Genomic DNA, 17,080 nt, shown 5'->3' on the forward strand with positions numbered 1-17,080 from the left:
TTATTTATTTTCGTAAAATTTAAAGATGCGATCTGCGTTCTCTACATTGTTCATATTCCCTCGAAAGGCTTCAGATCCTGGACCGTAAGCATAAGTATTCGTGTCTACACCAGTGTGTCCAGATGATGTCCATCCTGTATTAGAGGCATGATTGACTGGCTCTTGAATCGCATCTTGCAACGCTTGATATTGCTGTTCGTATTTCTCTTCATCCTTCTTCTTATTGATTTTCGCTAACTGATCTGCTTCTCGTTTTATCTGTTTCATTGCTTTCTTATCCACATCAAAACCATAACCTGCCTGAATCGTATCATCGATTGATTCTCCTGATGCAATCTGTTCTGTCATCCATTGTGCCGAATGCTTCATATTGCGGATCGGCTCTGCATCCCACGCATATGTTCCATCTTTTCCTACCGATAAACCACCTGTTGAATGATCCGCTGTTGCTACAACGAGTGTGTCTGGATTTGACTTGGCATATGTCATCGCATCTTCAAACGCCTTCTCGAATCCTTTCATCTCTGACATCACACCTGTTACATCATGTGTATGACCTTGCTTATCAATAGATGCGCCTTCTACCATTAAGAAAAATCCATCTTCATCTTTAGACAAACGATCCAAAGCCGATTTCTGCATATCAGCTAGACTCGGATCATCATCAGGTGCATCAATTTGTAGTGGCATATTCTCATCTGCAAATAAGCCTAGTACTTGATCACTATCTGATTCAGCTAACCCTTCTTTGTTCGTCACAACATCATAACCATCTTTTTCAAATTGTTTATCAAGGTTTCCGTTTTCTTTACCAAAATATTTTGCACCACCACCGAGTAACACATCTACCTTATGCGCTTCATCAATGCGTTCGTCATAAAATTGTTGCGCAATCTCATTCTTTTTATCTCGATCTGTCACGTGTGCTGCATATGCTGCAGGTGTTGCATCTGTCAATTCAGCTGTTGTCACCAACCCTGTTGACTTACCGATTGACTTAGCACGTTCTAATACAGTCTCCACTTTCTTTTGATTGGCATCAACACCAATAGCACCGTTGTATGTTTTATGTCCTGAACTAATAGCTGTACCTGCCGCTGCTGAATCTGTGACATTTTCTTCTTTATCTGCAGAGTATGTACGTTGACTTCCGACAAAATAATCATCAAAAGCTGTTTCTTCCATCTCTTCTGTATCCGGATTATCAGCAAAATATCGATATGCTGTTTGGTAGGACGGTCCCATACCATCGCCTACCATGAAAATAATATTTTTAGGACTTTCTTTATCGCCATAGACAGTCACTTGACCTTGCTGATGACTGTTTGCTTTGACTTCAGGTGCTGTCCCTAAAATAGATGCACTGACTAATGAACTTGCAATCATGATACTGCCTAAAGATGAACGTAATTTCATGCTTCAAAAACCCCTTTTCAATATTAGATTCAATGTCATTATAGTTTTAATTTTTGAAGGGAATTTGAAGTGAATATAAAGATTTTGTTAAGGTGTTTTTTTAAGTTCCACATGAAACATATCTTCTTAATGTGAAAAAGGAAGACTTCCCGCTCTATGACGGTAGTCTTCCTTCATTATTTGTTATTCACTAAATGAACGTCTAAAGAATAACGTTAGTATTAATATTACAACAGACGCAAATGCTGCCGTTAAGAATACGGGCATAAATGCAGCGCTCGCAACCGCATCCAAACCTTCCATTAATGCTTGGCGCACAGGTGTATTCGGTATCGTTTCAAGTTTCTGCCATAACGCATAAGTACTGCCGTTCACCTGTTCAACCTGGGACATCAATGGTTGCGGAACGTCTTGTTGTGTCAAATGTCGATCAGTTAATGCTGTCGTCACTTTTGAAACCGTTTTGCTGAAGCCGAGTTGAATTAATGTCGCAAAAAGTGTTGGAGCGATAGTAATCCCCATTTGACGTGAGACGGATAATGTCGCAATGACTGTGCTGTTTCGGTCATCACCATAACCTGCCGTTCGTGTTGCCAATACAGTCATCGGCGCACCAATGGTAAAGCCAAACCCTAGACCGGCTATGATAGAAAAGATTAAGAATGTAATGACACCTGATGTTAGTAATGCTAACCCACCATATCCTAAAATACTAATAAGACTAGCAACGACTAAGGCAAAGACCGGCCCCTTCTTATCCACCATACGACCACCCATTGATGCTCCAACACCAGAAGCAAGCGCAAGAGGAGTGAGCCAGAAACCACTATCTGCCGCACTCACATGCAAGACATTTTCGACAAAAGATGGAATGAAAATAATAGCACCGATCAACATACCTGAACAAATCCCCATGACGAGAATTGCTGAAAATGTTGGTTTACGCAATAATTCATATGATAAAAATGCATCAATATTTTTATTTTCATTACGTTTTTCAATCCAAATCATCATCGCATAACCAAGAATTGCGAGTATAAAGAAGGCGACGACAGACCATCGCATCGTACTACTCATCGCACTACTTGTGCGAATGTTATAAATTCCGAACATCACAAACAATGTTGAAAGTGAGAACATGATAATCGCATATGTATCCATCTTTTTCTGTACAGGACGTTGTGTTTCTGTCATTTTTAGCATCACAAATATTGTAATAAATACTGCGATTGGCACATTAATCAAGAACAACCAATGCCATGTACCTGTTACCTTAATAAGTAAGCTACCTAAGTTCGGGCCAAGTACAGAAGCAATCCCATTCATCGCACCGAGTGCACCTAACATCGTCCCTTGTTTAGAGCGATCATATGTTGAAATAAAGTGTGCACTTGCTATCACAAAGAGTCCCCCACCGCCGAGTGACTGAATGAGTCGTGCAATGATGAAAAATGTATAGTTGGGACTTAATGCGACTAGTAACGAGCCGGCGCCGAATAAGACAACTTCAACGATATAGACTTTCTTGCGACCATACATGTCAGCCAACTTACCAGCTATCGGTGTTGCAACTGCCATCCCTAATGTATAAATGGCAATTCCCCATGCGCCCATCTGTGGCTGTATTTCAAACGACTGATTAATCGTTGTCAATGCTGCACTAATAATTCCGTTATCCAATGCCGCCATAAAAACACCGATAAGCAAAAGTAGCGCAACAAAATTAAACTTAGTTTCTTTAACTGATGATTCCACTCGATTATCCTCCCACATCATTTGTCTTAATACTACTACTTTGTGGTGGCAATGTGAACACGCACATAAATAAAATGACTACATCATCGCTTCGTACGTAACGATCATGTAGTCATTATTTGTAATAGAAATTCTATTGCGATTTATGCGCTGCATGTACAATATAATTCAAACCATCTTTATGACGTTTGAACGTCTTAAACATTTGCATAAACATTGGTCTATTTTCTTTCTTAAGTGCATTTTTGACAATCTTCAACGTTCCTTTGACACCTTCATCATAAATCATTCCTTTTGGCGTCATAAGTGTCATCGGCCCATGTTGTGTTTCAATATGATCAAAACCTGCTTGATGGTATAATTCATGCCATTTCTCTTTCAATTGTGGTGACACATTTACATTGATAGCTTGAGACAAGTCATTGATAATTTCTGTTTCTTTAGCAGGCGATTGAATAACAATATCATGTGTCAGTAACACACCACCCGGCTTCAATACACGGTAATATTCTTTTAATGCTTGTTGTTTTGCTTTAACAGGCAACATCGTCAACATCGCTTCATTCAGTACGATATCAAAACTATTGTCATCGAATGGTAAGTTCATCGCATTTGCTTGTTGTAAATGAATCTTATCTGACAACCCTGCCGCCTCTACGTTCTTCTTACCTTGTGCCAACGCCGTCTTATTCAAGTCAACACCTTCGATTTGACAGCCATAAGTTTTCGCTAAATGTATCGACGTCGTACACATATTGCATGCTACTTCTAACACCTTTTTATCTGAAGCAAACTGTCCTTTATCGATTAACCAATCCGTTGCACGCTTTCCACCTGGACGTAATCGTGTTTTCCCTAGTTTTGCTAAAAATGTATGACCCCCTTCTTTTCTCATCGTACCACCTCTTAATTGATAATGATTATCATTATTATAGCATGTCATAAAAATTTCTGTCTCGATTATTTTGTGGCGATTTTTTGACGCATATGAATTCGTGATTTTTCGAATTGTGTCACTTATGATAGAACTATCACAGATAAAGGAGAAAAATAATGAAACCTGTTTACTTTAATCACGATGGTGGTGTGGATGACCTAGTCTCACTCTTCCTACTCCTACATATGGAGAATATCGAGTTGATTGGCGTGAGTGCAATCGGTGCCGATTGTTATGTCGAACCTGCTGAAAGTGCTTCACGTAAAATGATCAATCGCTTTAGCCACTATCCGATTGATGTTGCCACTTCTTATGAACGTGGAAAGAACCCTTTTCCAAAAGATTGGCGCATGCACGCATTCTTCATGGATGCCTTACCCATCTTAAATGAACAACGCCCGACACAATCACATGCACTCAAAACTCATGCTTACGAAGATATTATTGAAAAGGTACAAGGTTCTCAGCAACCTGTGATACTCTTATTCACTGGACCGTTAACTGATCTTGCGAAAGCTTTAGATGTAGCGCCAGACATTACAAATAATATCGAACGTCTCGTATGGATGGGTGGAACATTTTTAGATAGAGGGAATGTTGAAGAACCTGAGCATGACGGGACAGCCGAATGGAACGCTTTTTGGGATCCAGAAGCTGTCGCACGTGTTTTTGAAACAGACATCCCCATTGATATGGTTGCCTTGGAAAGCACCAACCAAGTGCCACTTACACCAACAATTCGTCAGTATTGGGCAGATCAACGTAATCATATAGGCGTCGACTTTTTAGGTGTCAGTTATGCAGCCGTTCCACCACTAACACATTTCCAAACAAACTCAACGTATTTCTTGTGGGATGTGCTCACAACAGCTTATACAGGCAACCCTGACCTTGTCCGTCAAAAAACAGTCCATGCATCTGTCATCACACATGGACCAAGTCAAGGGCGCACTTATCTAGATGAGAAACATGGACGACCACTTAATCTCGTTTATCATGTAGATCATGATGCCTTTTTTGCATATATTACCGACCTTGCTAAAAAAGCTTGTGATTAAATACCAAAAAAGGATTGTTGATTTGCAACATCAACAATCCTTTTCGTTTGTTATAGTATCCCTTTTTCCATAGATTTTAAAAATTTAAAATATCCAATCATCAAGAAAAGCACACTTAATAATAATGAAATTAGCATTATAATAAATATGTTATAACCATTATAAAGCGTGAAAACTAAAAATGAATAAAAGTAAAAATGACTTGCATATATACCGATAACACCTACAAAAAAGTTACCGATTGTTAGCAATAAGCTAATCACAGCAGGTAGAACAAATCCTTGAAATAGATGACTCAACATGTAAATAAAACTTACAACTGGTAATAATACTACACTCCATATAAACATCAGATACACGCTATCTATTTCCACTTCCTGCACGAATATAAAATACCCCACAATATATGTTACATAAGCAAATAACAACATTAAAATTCCAACAAAAACATAAAATACAAAATGAATCATATAATAAGCACGTAGACTCTTAAAATAGATTAATGTATTTTGAAATGCGTGATGTCTTCTTTCAATTCTAAACATGAGTCCAATGATTAAGGTAATCGTTACTGGAAAAACGATTTCTAAAAATATTTGAAGTGCTGTAATTCGAAAAATTTGTGCATCTGTCTGTTTAGCAAACAGTGCAAGGCATGAAAACATCGCAACTGTTAGAATTGGAAGACCAATCATAATTGGCACAATAGATGTATGCTTCATTTTTAAAAATTGGCTTTTCAAAAACAACATAATTCTAAAATTCCTTTCGCTTAATATAAACACTCGAAACAACTAATATTAATACAAAAATAATCAAACTATAACCACCATATACAAAGAAAGACGTGTCAAAAAACATCAATTGCTGATGGTCTAGTATATATTTTGCATTAATGATATGTTCGGGAATTTTAAATGGCATGGTATTTGATGACATCAACAAACTTAATAGCGCAAATAAGATACCAAGTGCCATGACATAAACTCTATTTTCAATGATAAGTGCAATAAAAAATTGTATAGATTGCATAGCTAATGTACCTATAAAGAATGCCATCATGATGTATAGTAGCGGTATAAATTGTGGTGAATCATCTGTTACAAAAATACTCGTGATTGTATGCAGCAACATAAATATGATTGTTGTTAAGAACATTAAAATGAATAATATCATCCATTTCACGCAGATAATTGCATTTTTACTCTTCTGGCTCACAAGTAATACAGACCACATATTATTTTCATATTCTGTCGATATAACTTTTGAACTGAACATGCCATATAATAAGTAAAATACTGGCGTGAACCATGTGACACCATAAATTAAATAGTGTAAAGATGAGTCCTCAATATTTGAAAAATGCATATTATACATATATAAGACAAATGCTAAAATCTCTGCGATCATAACCGCCATCACTATTGCTATCACAAAGTGAATCTTTGGCAACTTAAATAGTTCTGCTTTCATTAAGTTATTCATCGGCATAATCTCTTTCATCAACATTTTTGGTCAATTTCAAAAAGATATCTTCTAAAGAGGACTTTTCATGATAAATTTCATACACATTAATATCATGTTTCACGAGCATTTTATTAATTTGAGGAATCTCATCACGGTGTGCTTTCACCGTTAGACGTTGATCTTCTATTGATATATCGACGTCTGCTAATAATGATTGTGCTTTGGTATTATCATCTGTCACAAAATAAATATAATCATGTTTATATTTTTCTAATAACGTATGCATGTCACCTTGATATAATAACTGTCCTTTATTAATCACGCATACATAACGACACATTTGCTCAATCTCAAATAAATTATGACTCGAAACGATGATACTGATTCCACGATCCTTTACAAGTTTCATCAATAATTCTCTCATCTTTTTAATGCCACTTGGGTCCAAACCATTCGTCGGCTCATCTAATATAATCAACTTCGGGTCATTCATTAGTGCAATAGCAATACCCAATCGTTGCTTCATACCAAGCGAATAGTCTTTGACCTTTTTATTTGCGGCATGTGTCAATTCTACAATCCCTAATACTTCTTCAATTGTTTTGTCACTATTATGGTGGACATATTGCATAATTTTTAAGTTCTCATATCCCGTTAAATGATCATAAAAAGACGGAGAGTCTACAAGTGCACCTACTTGATTTAAAATATCTTGTTTATGATTTTCAAGTGGCATATTGAATATTTTGACATGCCCTTCTGTTGGTTTTGCTAACCCTAGCAACATTCTAATTGTCGTCGTCTTTCCCGAACCATTTGGTCCTAAAAAGCCACATATCGTCCCTTCAGGAATTTGAATATTCAAATCTTGAACTACTTGAAAATCTCCAAATCTTTTACTCACATTTTGTGTTTCAATGACATTCAACATACTTCCTCCTCAGTTATTGACGATAATCATCTATCATAGACTAATATTTGGATTTGAATAATTTTAACGTGATTAAAGCGAATCCAATTGTAATAATCGTATAAATAACTGCTGAAATAATAATGAGTGTACTATTAGGATCTGTAAGTTCTATTAGTAGTGGTGCATAACTTAAAACTAAGTGATTGCCTTTGTGCGCAAGTGCAACAAACATATTGATTGTACTCCACGCTGTAATTAACGTTATAATCCCTAAAATAACTCCTAAAATTTTCCTACCCATTTAGTTCATCTCCTTCAAATCAAAAATATAGCAATATCTTGCTTTCACCATTATGTATACCCCGTTTTATTCTTTATTCACATTTTAGACATAAATATTTTTGATTAAGATGATTAATAACTGACTCGCATCCTAAAATTGCATACAAAAAAGCCCACGTTACTATGGGGAGAACGTAGGCTAAAAAATTCAAAATATGAAAATAATTAACACTGTAATTTTATTATAACACAATTTAATATTAAATTTATACAATTTGAATCGAAAATTTCTATTTTTTTATTTAGTGTTCTACAATTATAACATAGGGCAATTGCTTTCATACCAGTATTTGCCTAAATAAAAACAAGCAAGTAGATCATGAACATATCTACCTGCTTGTATCTATATTTATTCTGTTAAACACCTAAAATTGTTTTAATCAATAAACCGACACAGACTGTTGTTGCGATTAAGAAAAAGCCTGGCAACAGGAAGCTGGTTGTTTTCGTTGAACGTGTTTCGTCGACATCTACCGCAAAGAGAATTGTTGGTTGCGCTGGGATAACAAAGTTCACGTTTAACGTTTGAACAATCGCTAAGAAGAATGTAGGTGGAATGCCTAATGTCATCACAATTGGCACCATGATAGATGCTGTGGCTGATTGTGAAATCACGACCATTGATACAAGTCCAACAAACAAGATTAAGAGCCACGGTGCTTGTTCAACGAGTCCCCCTATTTGCGTCTCCATGATATCTCGGTTAGAAGGTGCACTGAAGATTGTTGCCCCTAGCCAGCCAGGTCCGAGTACCGCAAATAATGCGCCAATCGCAGCTTGTGTAATATGAGAATTTAAAATTTCAGTCGGCTGAATTTTAATGAGTAACAGATTAACCATCGCACTCATATACATAAAAAGTTGTACAAGGTCTGTCATCTGTAACTTAACAATTTCACCATCCACTTTAAATGATGGACCAAATTCCGGGAAAATACCGAATGTAAGTATGCAAGCGACTGCTACGATGAATGATAATACACCTAACTTAACGCGTGTAGAATACGTTTTTGTTGTATCTTCTTCAACAATTTTTTGAAGCATTGTCTGTGCTTGACGCTCATCCATTTTTGTCTCTCCGACAAATGTCACAAAAGTACTCAAGATCACCATACTAATCAATGCTGTTGGCAAAACAATCGATAAGTATTGTCCCATTGTAATGCCTAATCCTGCAAATTCTGAGATCATGTATGCTGTTGCTGATGCTGCTGGACTACACAACAATGCGATATTCGCCGTCAACACAGAAGCAGTCAGTGCCTTTTTAGGTTTAATACGTGCCTTTAATGCTGTTTTTGCAATAATTGGTTCTAATGAAAGTGCAATGTTTGCTGTTCCAATACCGAATACAAATAAAAAGACAATCATCGGTGCAATGAAGATAATAGATTTTGGGAAACGTTCGATCACTTTTGATGCCAAGTGGACGAGATAATCAATCCCACCTGTTGCTTGAAGTGTTCCCCCTGCAATCCCGATTGATAAAATGATTAACACGGCCGTTACTGGGGCTGACCCCGGTGATAAACCAAAGCCAAATATCATCACTAATTGTGCAACAATCGCAAAAATCCCACAGCCAAGGGCGCCTGCTGTACGCAATCCAAGAACAATTGCAAGGACCATAATAATAATTTCTATACTAAAAAGAAGCATTCTTTTTCTTCCTCTTTTCGTTTTCAATGTGAATATTTTAACATAATACTATCTACTTGATAATGCGTTTTTTATACGCTTTTTGACATATTTGTTAACTTACATCAAGAGCAATTGATTTTCTTATGTTTTATGAATGTGTTAGGTTATGAATGACGTAAAAAGATATATCAACATGTCAATAACTTTAAATATAGATTTCTGGAAGGTGAAAATAATATGGAAATGCTTAAAGATAAAGTCGCAGTGATTACTGGTGCAAGCAGTGGTATTGGAACGGCTATTGCACAACAACTCAATGACAATGGCGCAAAGATTGTCTTACTCGCACGTAATGAAGATAAAATGAATGCCATTGCGGAAGATTTTACCGACGCTTTGATTATCCCAACAGATGTCACAGATCGTGCATCTGTGGAACAAGCCATTGAGCACACAATTGCACACTTCGGACAAGTTGATTTTCTCATCAACAGTGCCGGCTTAATGACTTCTTCAGCCATTACAAAAGGAGATGTCACAGGCTGGGATGCGATGATTGATGTCAATGTGAAAGGAACGCTTTATGCGATTAATGCCGTAATGCCACATCTTCAAGCACAATCTAGTGGACATATCGTCAATATCTCATCAATCTCAGGCTTTGAAGTCACAAAAGTAAGCACACTTTACAGCGCGACAAAAGCAGCTGTACATGCCATTACACAAGGGCTTGAGAAAGAATTAGCACGCACAGGTATTCGTTCAACAAGTATCTCACCAGGTATGGTAGACACACCACTTAATGATGGATATGACTTCGGCGATCGTAAAATGCTTGAAGCCCAGAATATTGCAGATGCTGTAATTTACGCATTAACACAACCTGCACATGTCAATGTAAACGAAATAACTGTTCGCCCTGTATAACATCCTGCTATATTCACGAGATACTCAAGTGTCGTATCTCGTGTTTTTTTACGCAATTGACATATCTTTTCGAAAATTCTAAACTTAAATTAAACCGCTTACAAAATAAGGAGGATGTCAAATGACGAAAATTGCTATTGCTGGCGCAGGTGCTATGGGGAGTCGTATTGGAAGTTACATTAAGCAAGCAGGATACGATGTTACATTAATTGATACATGGCCAAACCATGTTCAAGCCATCAATGATAAAGGACTAGAAATTCAGACAGAAACAGATACATACATTGTAGACATTCCTGCTGTGTTACCAACCGATGTCACTGGTTCATTTGATTTAATAATAATTCTTACAAAATCAATGCACTCAGAAGCAATGATTCATGAGCTAAAAGAACGTAATGCTATTCACCAAGACACGGCCATCCTAACAATGATGAATGGTCTCGGACATGATGAACGTTTTGCAAAAATCGTACCACATGAGCAAGTCTTTTTAGCTGTGACGATGTGGACAGCGGGTATGCGTGGCCCCGGACAAATTTTACTAGAAGGACAAGGCAGCATCGAGCTACAACGTGCTGACGGTCAAGCCGATGAGCGTACTGAGAGAATCAATAAAATTTTCAATGATGCCGGATTAAACGCTAAAATTAGCGATAACGTGTTCCAATCCATTTGGTCTAAAGCAACGTTGAATAGCGTATTAAATCCGCTATGTAGTATTTTGAATAAAACAATCTACGAATTCGGTAGCTATGAACATTCACGTGATATGGTCACACCTGTTATCGATGAGATTGTTACTGTGGCAAAAGCACGTGGTGTAACACTCGATGCTAATGCAATGCTTGAGAAAATTGAAGCTGCCTACCCTAAAGAGACACAAGGATTACATTACCCATCTATGCATCAAGACCTATACAATGGTCGCTACACAGAAGTCGACTACTTAAATGGACAAATCAGTAAGTATGGACGTGAAGCAAATATTCCAACACCTAACAATGATATGTTGACGCACTTGATTCACCAATTAGAAATGAAATATGTCAAATAAGATACAAGTGGGGAGCGATAAATGATGATGTTATCGCTCCCCGCTCTTTGCATAATTTAAAAAATTACATACAGTTCTTCTGATAAAATTTGTCGTACGATAATCTTAATTCAACAAAATATAAAAAGCATTTATATTTATTTTTCGTTCCGTAGCCTTACTGAACTACTATTGTAATATAATGTTTTCGTCATCAATACACTATCTGTTGAAGTCTGACAGGATAGGAGATGTTTGATTATGACTGTGATATCTATCGTATATTGCACATTGCTCGCGCCAATTACCGTTGGTATCGTACTTGCGACTTACAAGCATTGGTTAAGTAATCGCAAGCGTTGATGACGATTAACCACCAATCACTAACAAAAAAACGGGGCTGAGACATAGGCGCTCAATTTCCCTTCAAAAAAAGCCGTTAAAATTCGGCACTGCACCCTTAATATGGGACTCACATAAAAACACTTGAATTAGGCTGCTAATTTTCTGTATTGCACAGGGGATAAGTAGCCTAATTTTTGTTGAATTCGATTATTATTATAGTTTTCAATGTACTTTTCGACAATATCCTTTACAATGAAATTAGAGTTATTTAACTCATTGTTAAGATAAAATGTTTCACACTTTAGCGAGGAATGGAAACATTCTATCGGGGCGTTATCAGCAGGTGTACCTTTGCGAGACATACTTCTGATAATGCCCTTTTCTTCGCATAATTGGTAGTAAGCATGCGATGTATAGACGCTTCCTTGATCGCTATGAAGTAGACATCCTTCTGGAATATCAATTTGGTTTAAGGTGTCATTTACCAAACTTTGATCTTGTGTATCGCTAATCTTATAAGCCACAATTTCACCGTTATATAAATCGATGATTGAAGATAAATACAACATTGAATTACCAAAGGGAAGATACGTAATATCAGTAGTCAGTACTTGTAGAGGTTGATTTGCTCTAAAGTTACCATTCAGTTTATTGCTTGTAAGATAATATGCCTTCCCTCGACGTTTAGATTTCTTAATTCTAACTCTACAATTCAAATTATTTTCTCTCATAATTCTTTGTACACGTTTATGGTTTATCGGTTGTTTAGAGGCCTGATTCATCAGAGCAGTTATCTTGCGATAGCCGTACGTGTAATGATTATCTTCACATAATTCCTTAACCTTTTTAACTGTTGTATCTTCCGTTTTCTTCTTATTTTTCCAACGGTAGTAATTTGATTTAGGGACATTCAACACTTCCAAAATCAGCTTCACAGGATGCCTGTGCTTTAACTCATCCACTAATTCTATCACTACTTCAGGTACCACTTCCTTTCCAATTCCTTGTACTTTTTTAAAATATCTATTTCGGCTTGATTTCTTCTATTCTTTAACTTTAATTGTTCCAGTTCAGAAAGTTCCACTAATCCTTTATTATAGGAGTATTGTTTGCCTACTTGTTGACTAAATCGATATGTTTCACCCTTTCTATACCATCTCCACCATGTTTTTACCTGTGTGCTATTTCTAATATTTAATTCACACATAATTTCTTTAGTTGTATAACCTTCTGCTTTCATCTTCACTGCTTTAAACTTTGTTTCAACTGAATACGCCACTCTGCGCATAGAAAAAACACCTCCGTAAATTCATTTTAACTGAATTCAACGAAAGTGTTTTTATAAAGTTCCCACTATATGGGGTCAGCTCAATTCTTTTTTAAGATTTTAACGGCTTTTTTCTTATTATTTACTAAAAAACTAGCACTTATCTGGCTAGTTTTCTGATGTTTACTGCCATAAGTGCGATTCCTAATTCGCATTCAACCTTTGATTGAGTGCGAACTGATAACCTTTGGAAACCCAAATTAGCCTTCAGATTTCCAAATGCTGATTCGACATCTATTTTTCGTTTTTTGTAGATGCCTTTCGTTTTTGGATCTGAAAGCTGCTTATTTGTGAATGCTTTAAAATAATCCCAAGTTGGATTTTTATATAAGCTTTTTGTTGTAGTTGGGTTGGTTCTGTAATTCATACATTCATTTCGTAAAGGACATCCAACACAATCTTCACATTTATATAATTTGAAATCTCTCTGATAACCATATCCGTCTCTTCTTTTTCTATAACTTTTGAAATGCAATTCTTTGTTATTCGGACATACATAATAGTCATCTATTTCATTATATTTCCAATTAGCTGTTATGAATGGATTATTTTTATATTTTCTTTTCTTCTCTTTTAAATACATACTATATGTGATGAGTAGTGTTTTCTCGAATTCATCAAGAATCATCGTATAGTTTTGTTCGCTACCATATCCCGCATCAGCTACAATGTACTCTGGAATGTCACCGTATAATTCTTTGATTGATTTTAAAAAAGAAGGAAGTGTTCGCGTATCACCCGGATTACTATACACACCAAATGCCAAAATGAACTGATTGTTCGTCGCAATCTGCAGATTATAGCCAGGCTTTAATTGTCCATTCTTCATATGATCATCTTTCATTCTCATAAAGGTCGCATCATGATCTGTTTTAGAATAGCTTTTTCTGTCACCATAAATTTCCATCTGCTCATCATATTTTATTTTACGATCTTTAAAATCTTTGATTGCTTTTTTATATTTTCTAACTTTACTTCTTTGTTTTCTTAATGTCTTTCTTATTTCTACACTTTGAGATGCTTCAATTTTAGAAGTGAGCGTTTCATTTTTATCATCTAAATGCATCTCAATACGATTTAATTCTTCTTTCGTTAGTTCATCAGAAGATTCTCTCTTAATTTCAGGTATGATCTTCTCTGAAATTAACTGTTTATACACCGCATTGGATTTTTCAATAACCCCTTTACTAAAATGCTTAGTGCTACCTAGCCATTGAAAAGTATATTTATTGGCATTAGCCTCTATCTTCGTTCCATCTATATAAAGGGCGTCTTCTGTAATCACTTTGTCTTCTAATAATTGCGCTCTAAGACCCACAAATAGAACTTGTATAAAATCTATCATGTGTGGATTAACTCTAAAGCGATTGATTGTACGATATGAAGGGACTTGTCCTTGAGCTAACCACATCATACGACAACTATCTTTAAGTAGAAATTCCATTTTTCTACCAGAAAAGACAGACTGTGTATAGCTGTATAAAACGATTTTTAACATCATTTTAGGATGATAAGATGAAGGACCTCTATGGTTGTAATATTGATTAAAAGTTTCTTGGGGAATAGATTCTACAAGTTTATTAATAATGAGGGCAATATCACTCTCGGGAAAAGAAATTTCAGTTTCAATTGGCAGACTAAGCTGAGAAATGTTATACTCTTTATACATATAAGGCACTTCCTTTCATTGTTTTTGTGGTTATTAACAATTATACGGGAAGTGTTTTATTTTTTTAAATGATATCTATAAAAAAGGTCTAATTTAGTGTTTTTCGACACCAAATTAGACCTTTTTTGTAAAAGAGCTGGGAATTATGTCCCAGCCCCGTTTAGTGTTCAATCATGACTGTTGATTGAATATCGTATATATTACACATCTGTAGTGTAACTAAAAACGTAATTATATGTCAACCATTATGTCAAAATACTTTTTCCTATTAAACGATATTGTTAGCATTAGATACTTAATTTCTTGTCTTAAAACGTGTACCAGCCTAATTATTGTTCAACTTTTTGTTTACCAGAGCCTCGTTCACTAACGAATTGTTTATTGTAATAGTTACTATTCATACTAATCTCACTATCAAACTTCTCTAGACCATCTCGTTCAATCAACGTCGGTGTCTCTGAGAATAAGTCTGTCCCTAAACCAAGACGATCACCTTTAATTTCAACACCCATGCTCGATAAAATAGTTGGGAACATATCTAATGGTGCGAATTGACGGTTTTGTACTTTCTCAGGTTCTTTTGCGGGATTAATGATGAGATTAAAAATGTCACGTTTATAATCTGGATCAAAGTCTTTGAAGAACTTTTTATCCATGCTGAGATGATCACCTGTAATGACAATCGTTGTGTTTTCATAATAGGGCTGTTGTTGTAACCAGCGGACAAACGCTACCGCTTCTGATGTTGAGTAGGCAATAACATTCGCATATTGATTATCACGTGGTGTCGGTGTATTTTTTGACACGTATCCATCAGGGAAATGCGTATCTGCTGTTTCCATCGTAAAGTTGAAAGGCTTTCCTGTTTGTGACAAGCGTGTGATTTCCTGCTTCGCATAATTATACAGCTTATCATCTTCAAAGCCCCACCATACTTTGTAATCTTTCGGAATATAGCCATGATCACGTGCATATTTCCAATCCCAAATATTAAAATTACCATGTGATTTGAAATACGTTGTCAATCCACCAAAGTCAGCGTCTGCACCAAACATAATCGTTTGTTCATAACCTTCTTCATGCAAGATATCACCTATTCCACGAGCGCCTGGCAAGAAGTAACCTGACTTTCCGTAACTGTTTCCGTTCATCGGAATCTTCAGTGGAATACCCATGCCCATGTTCACCATGCCCGCTACGGACCAGCTTGAACCATACGTTTGATGTGGACCACCAAATGGATCTTTCGAGTCTGAGAAGTGCACACCTTCTTTCGATAGTTCTGTTAACTCAGACATTAAGTTTTCATTCATATAACCGCCTAGATTTTTCGATAAATAAGAGTTCTCAACAGATTCTAAATAAATATGTACTAAGTTTCGCTTTTTCTCTGGAAACTGATACTGTTTTGTTGTAGGTGTGACATAGTTTTGCTTAATATACTGTGAATCCTTCGCATAAGCTTCATACACTTCAGGTAAACGCAACTTTTGCGAACTATACGTAACACCTGTAACTAATACAACGAGCGAAACGAGCAACAGCAGTGTTCTCATCACTGTACGTTTCAATAAGGTGCGTTGTCGTTGTCCAATAACATCGTATCTGTTATACACGACTAGAATAAATAACGGTATTGCTAAGAAGAGTGCTTTTAAAATAGGTGTACGAAACATTTCTTCAACCATGCCATCCGATGTTCCTTTGATAGGTGACTTCAAGTTAAATAAAAACTGTTCCGGCGTAATATTACCGAAGTAGTCGATGAACCAATTTGAAAAATACACTGCAAGTAAACCGATAATTGCAAATAACATCGTAAAGATTTTGATTGTCACATCGAGCCAACGACGTTTCACTGTTGTGTGATGAAGTTGGACTTGTGTTTGACGTTGTAATAAATATTTAACTGCAATCCATAATGCACCAAATAGCAATGCGATGCCTATGTAATACAATGCGAATATTGACTGATATGTTGTACTTTCTACACTATCTGTACGTTTCAACACAAAAACAAATAGTCCAAGTGTGACGATATTAATAGTAATAAGGTAAAATAATCCCTTCTTAATGACACGCCCTATCGTTCTGTGTTGTTTTAAAACTGTGACATCGATTGCTGTGACTAAAAGCCCTGCTACAAGATAAATAATCCATTGCATCTGATGCGAATACCTCCTATTTGTCTACATAATCATTTTTATTTTACGTCGTCTTGTCCCCCTTGTCACATACTTTTGAGAA

At 36.2% G+C, this 17,080-nt stretch carries 15 protein-coding genes; 4 read left to right on the forward strand and 11 right to left on the reverse strand.

Annotated features, from left to right (window positions below; genetic code table 11):
• From MUA51_RS10205 to MUA51_RS10215, 3 genes are all read right to left on the reverse strand, one after another.
• On the reverse strand, positions 1 to 1,416 hold the full coding sequence (locus MUA51_RS10205; RefSeq protein WP_262559743.1) for an alkaline phosphatase: 1,416 nt from the start codon (positions 1,414 to 1,416) through the stop codon (positions 1 to 3).
• 183 nt (positions 1,417 to 1,599) lie between these two features.
• A complete protein-coding gene (locus MUA51_RS10210) occupies positions 1,600 to 3,171 on the reverse strand; it encodes an MFS transporter (protein WP_262559744.1) in 1,572 nt (523 codons plus the stop codon).
• A gap of 133 nt (positions 3,172 to 3,304) precedes the next feature.
• Positions 3,305 to 4,066, reverse strand: coding sequence for a class I SAM-dependent methyltransferase (locus MUA51_RS10215; protein ID WP_262559745.1), 762 nt, complete (start codon positions 4,064 to 4,066; stop codon positions 3,305 to 3,307).
• Between the two features lie 158 nt (positions 4,067 to 4,224).
• Here MUA51_RS10215 and MUA51_RS10220 point away from each other — a divergent pair, with 158 nt between their 5' ends.
• Complete coding sequence (locus MUA51_RS10220; protein ID WP_262559746.1) at positions 4,225 to 5,166, forward strand: nucleoside hydrolase; 942 nt, start codon at positions 4,225 to 4,227, stop codon at positions 5,164 to 5,166.
• Between the two features lie 50 nt (positions 5,167 to 5,216).
• Here the strand turns inward: MUA51_RS10220 and MUA51_RS10225 are convergent, their stop codons facing one another.
• The 5 genes from MUA51_RS10225 to MUA51_RS10245 all read right to left on the reverse strand — a co-directional run bounded on the left by MUA51_RS10225 (position 5,217) and on the right by MUA51_RS10245 (position 9,547).
• Positions 5,217 to 5,918, reverse strand: coding sequence for an ABC transporter permease (locus MUA51_RS10225; RefSeq protein ID WP_262559747.1), 702 nt, complete (start codon positions 5,916 to 5,918; stop codon positions 5,217 to 5,219).
• A gap of 4 nt (positions 5,919 to 5,922) precedes the next feature.
• Positions 5,923 to 6,651, reverse strand: coding sequence for an ABC transporter permease (locus tag MUA51_RS10230; protein ID WP_262559748.1), 729 nt, complete (start codon positions 6,649 to 6,651; stop codon positions 5,923 to 5,925).
• A complete protein-coding gene (locus MUA51_RS10235) occupies positions 6,644 to 7,564 on the reverse strand; it encodes an ABC transporter ATP-binding protein (RefSeq protein WP_262559749.1) in 921 nt (306 codons plus the stop codon). The genes MUA51_RS10230 and MUA51_RS10235 overlap by 8 nt, the downstream gene beginning before the upstream one ends.
• A 40-nt stretch (positions 7,565 to 7,604) precedes the next feature.
• Positions 7,605 to 7,847: a hypothetical protein gene (locus MUA51_RS10240; protein WP_262559750.1), complete on the reverse strand. Its 243-nt coding sequence runs from the start codon at positions 7,845 to 7,847 to the stop codon at positions 7,605 to 7,607.
• A gap of 398 nt (positions 7,848 to 8,245) precedes the next feature.
• Positions 8,246 to 9,547 carry an anaerobic C4-dicarboxylate transporter family protein gene (locus tag MUA51_RS10245; protein ID WP_262559751.1) on the reverse strand — a complete coding sequence of 434 codons (1,302 nt, stop codon included), beginning with the start codon at positions 9,545 to 9,547 and terminating at the stop codon, positions 8,246 to 8,248.
• A 219-nt stretch (positions 9,548 to 9,766) separates the two neighbouring features.
• Here MUA51_RS10245 and MUA51_RS10250 point away from each other — a divergent pair, with 219 nt between their 5' ends.
• The 3 genes from MUA51_RS10250 (at position 9,767) to MUA51_RS10260 (ending at position 11,855) form a co-directional block, all read left to right on the forward strand.
• Positions 9,767 to 10,456: an SDR family oxidoreductase gene (locus MUA51_RS10250; RefSeq protein ID WP_262559752.1), complete on the forward strand. Its 690-nt coding sequence runs from the start codon at positions 9,767 to 9,769 to the stop codon at positions 10,454 to 10,456.
• Between the two features lie 121 nt (positions 10,457 to 10,577).
• Positions 10,578 to 11,513 (forward strand): ketopantoate reductase family protein, encoded by a 936-nt coding sequence (locus tag MUA51_RS10255; protein ID WP_262559753.1) that lies wholly within the window; start codon positions 10,578 to 10,580, stop codon positions 11,511 to 11,513.
• A gap of 240 nt (positions 11,514 to 11,753) precedes the next feature.
• Positions 11,754 to 11,855, forward strand: coding sequence for a type I toxin-antitoxin system Fst family toxin (locus MUA51_RS10260; RefSeq protein WP_262559754.1), 102 nt, complete (start codon positions 11,754 to 11,756; stop codon positions 11,853 to 11,855).
• A gap of 128 nt (positions 11,856 to 11,983) precedes the next feature.
• Here MUA51_RS10260 and MUA51_RS10265 read toward each other — a convergent pair.
• From MUA51_RS10265 to MUA51_RS10275, 3 genes are all read right to left on the reverse strand, one after another.
• Positions 11,984 to 13,125 (reverse strand): IS3 family transposase gene (locus MUA51_RS10265; protein WP_262559450.1). Its coding sequence is split into 2 segments (ribosomal slippage): positions 11,984 to 12,855 and positions 12,855 to 13,125, totalling 1,143 coding nucleotides; the frame shifts between segments, so codons are not numbered across the junction.
• 139 nt (positions 13,126 to 13,264) lie between these two features.
• Positions 13,265 to 14,833, reverse strand: a complete 1,569-nt coding sequence (locus tag MUA51_RS10270) for an IS1182 family transposase (RefSeq protein ID WP_262559755.1) — start codon at positions 14,831 to 14,833, stop codon at positions 13,265 to 13,267.
• A gap of 329 nt (positions 14,834 to 15,162) precedes the next feature.
• Entirely contained in the window at positions 15,163 to 16,998 is a 1,836-nt protein-coding gene (locus MUA51_RS10275; protein ID WP_262559756.1) for an LTA synthase family protein, read from the reverse strand.
• Between the last annotated feature and the right edge of the window lie 82 nt (positions 16,999 to 17,080).

The organism is Staphylococcus sp. IVB6214 (assembly GCF_025558585.1).
Taxonomy (GTDB): Bacteria; Bacillota; Bacilli; order Staphylococcales; family Staphylococcaceae; genus Staphylococcus.

What these genes read in the sequence shown, in the direction of transcription:
- MUA51_RS10235 (WP_262559749.1), bottom strand. Translation starts at nt 7,564, where the DNA reads ATGTTGAATGTCATTGAAACACAAAATGTGAGTAAAAGATTTGGAGAT.
- MUA51_RS10220 (WP_262559746.1), top strand. Translation starts at nt 4,225, where the DNA reads ATGAAACCTGTTTACTTTAATCACGATGGTGGTGTGGATGACCTAGTC.
- MUA51_RS10260 (WP_262559754.1), top strand. Translation starts at nt 11,754, where the DNA reads ATGACTGTGATATCTATCGTATATTGCACATTGCTCGCGCCAATTACC.
- MUA51_RS10255 (WP_262559753.1), top strand. Translation starts at nt 10,578, where the DNA reads ATGACGAAAATTGCTATTGCTGGCGCAGGTGCTATGGGGAGTCGTATT.
- MUA51_RS10205 (WP_262559743.1), bottom strand. Translation starts at nt 1,416, where the DNA reads ATGAAATTACGTTCATCTTTAGGCAGTATCATGATTGCAAGTTCATTA.
- MUA51_RS10230 (WP_262559748.1), bottom strand. Translation starts at nt 6,651, where the DNA reads ATGAATAACTTAATGAAAGCAGAACTATTTAAGTTGCCAAAGATTCAC.
- MUA51_RS10275 (WP_262559756.1), bottom strand. Translation starts at nt 16,998, where the DNA reads ATGCAATGGATTATTTATCTTGTAGCAGGGCTTTTAGTCACAGCAATC.
- MUA51_RS10240 (WP_262559750.1), bottom strand. Translation starts at nt 7,847, where the DNA reads ATGGGTAGGAAAATTTTAGGAGTTATTTTAGGGATTATAACGTTAATT.
- MUA51_RS10215 (WP_262559745.1), bottom strand. Translation starts at nt 4,066, where the DNA reads ATGAGAAAAGAAGGGGGTCATACATTTTTAGCAAAACTAGGGAAAACA.
- MUA51_RS10225 (WP_262559747.1), bottom strand. Translation starts at nt 5,918, where the DNA reads ATGTTGTTTTTGAAAAGCCAATTTTTAAAAATGAAGCATACATCTATT.
- MUA51_RS10270 (WP_262559755.1), bottom strand. Translation starts at nt 14,833, where the DNA reads ATGTATAAAGAGTATAACATTTCTCAGCTTAGTCTGCCAATTGAAACT.
- MUA51_RS10250 (WP_262559752.1), top strand. Translation starts at nt 9,767, where the DNA reads ATGGAAATGCTTAAAGATAAAGTCGCAGTGATTACTGGTGCAAGCAGT.
- MUA51_RS10245 (WP_262559751.1), bottom strand. Translation starts at nt 9,547, where the DNA reads ATGCTTCTTTTTAGTATAGAAATTATTATTATGGTCCTTGCAATTGTT.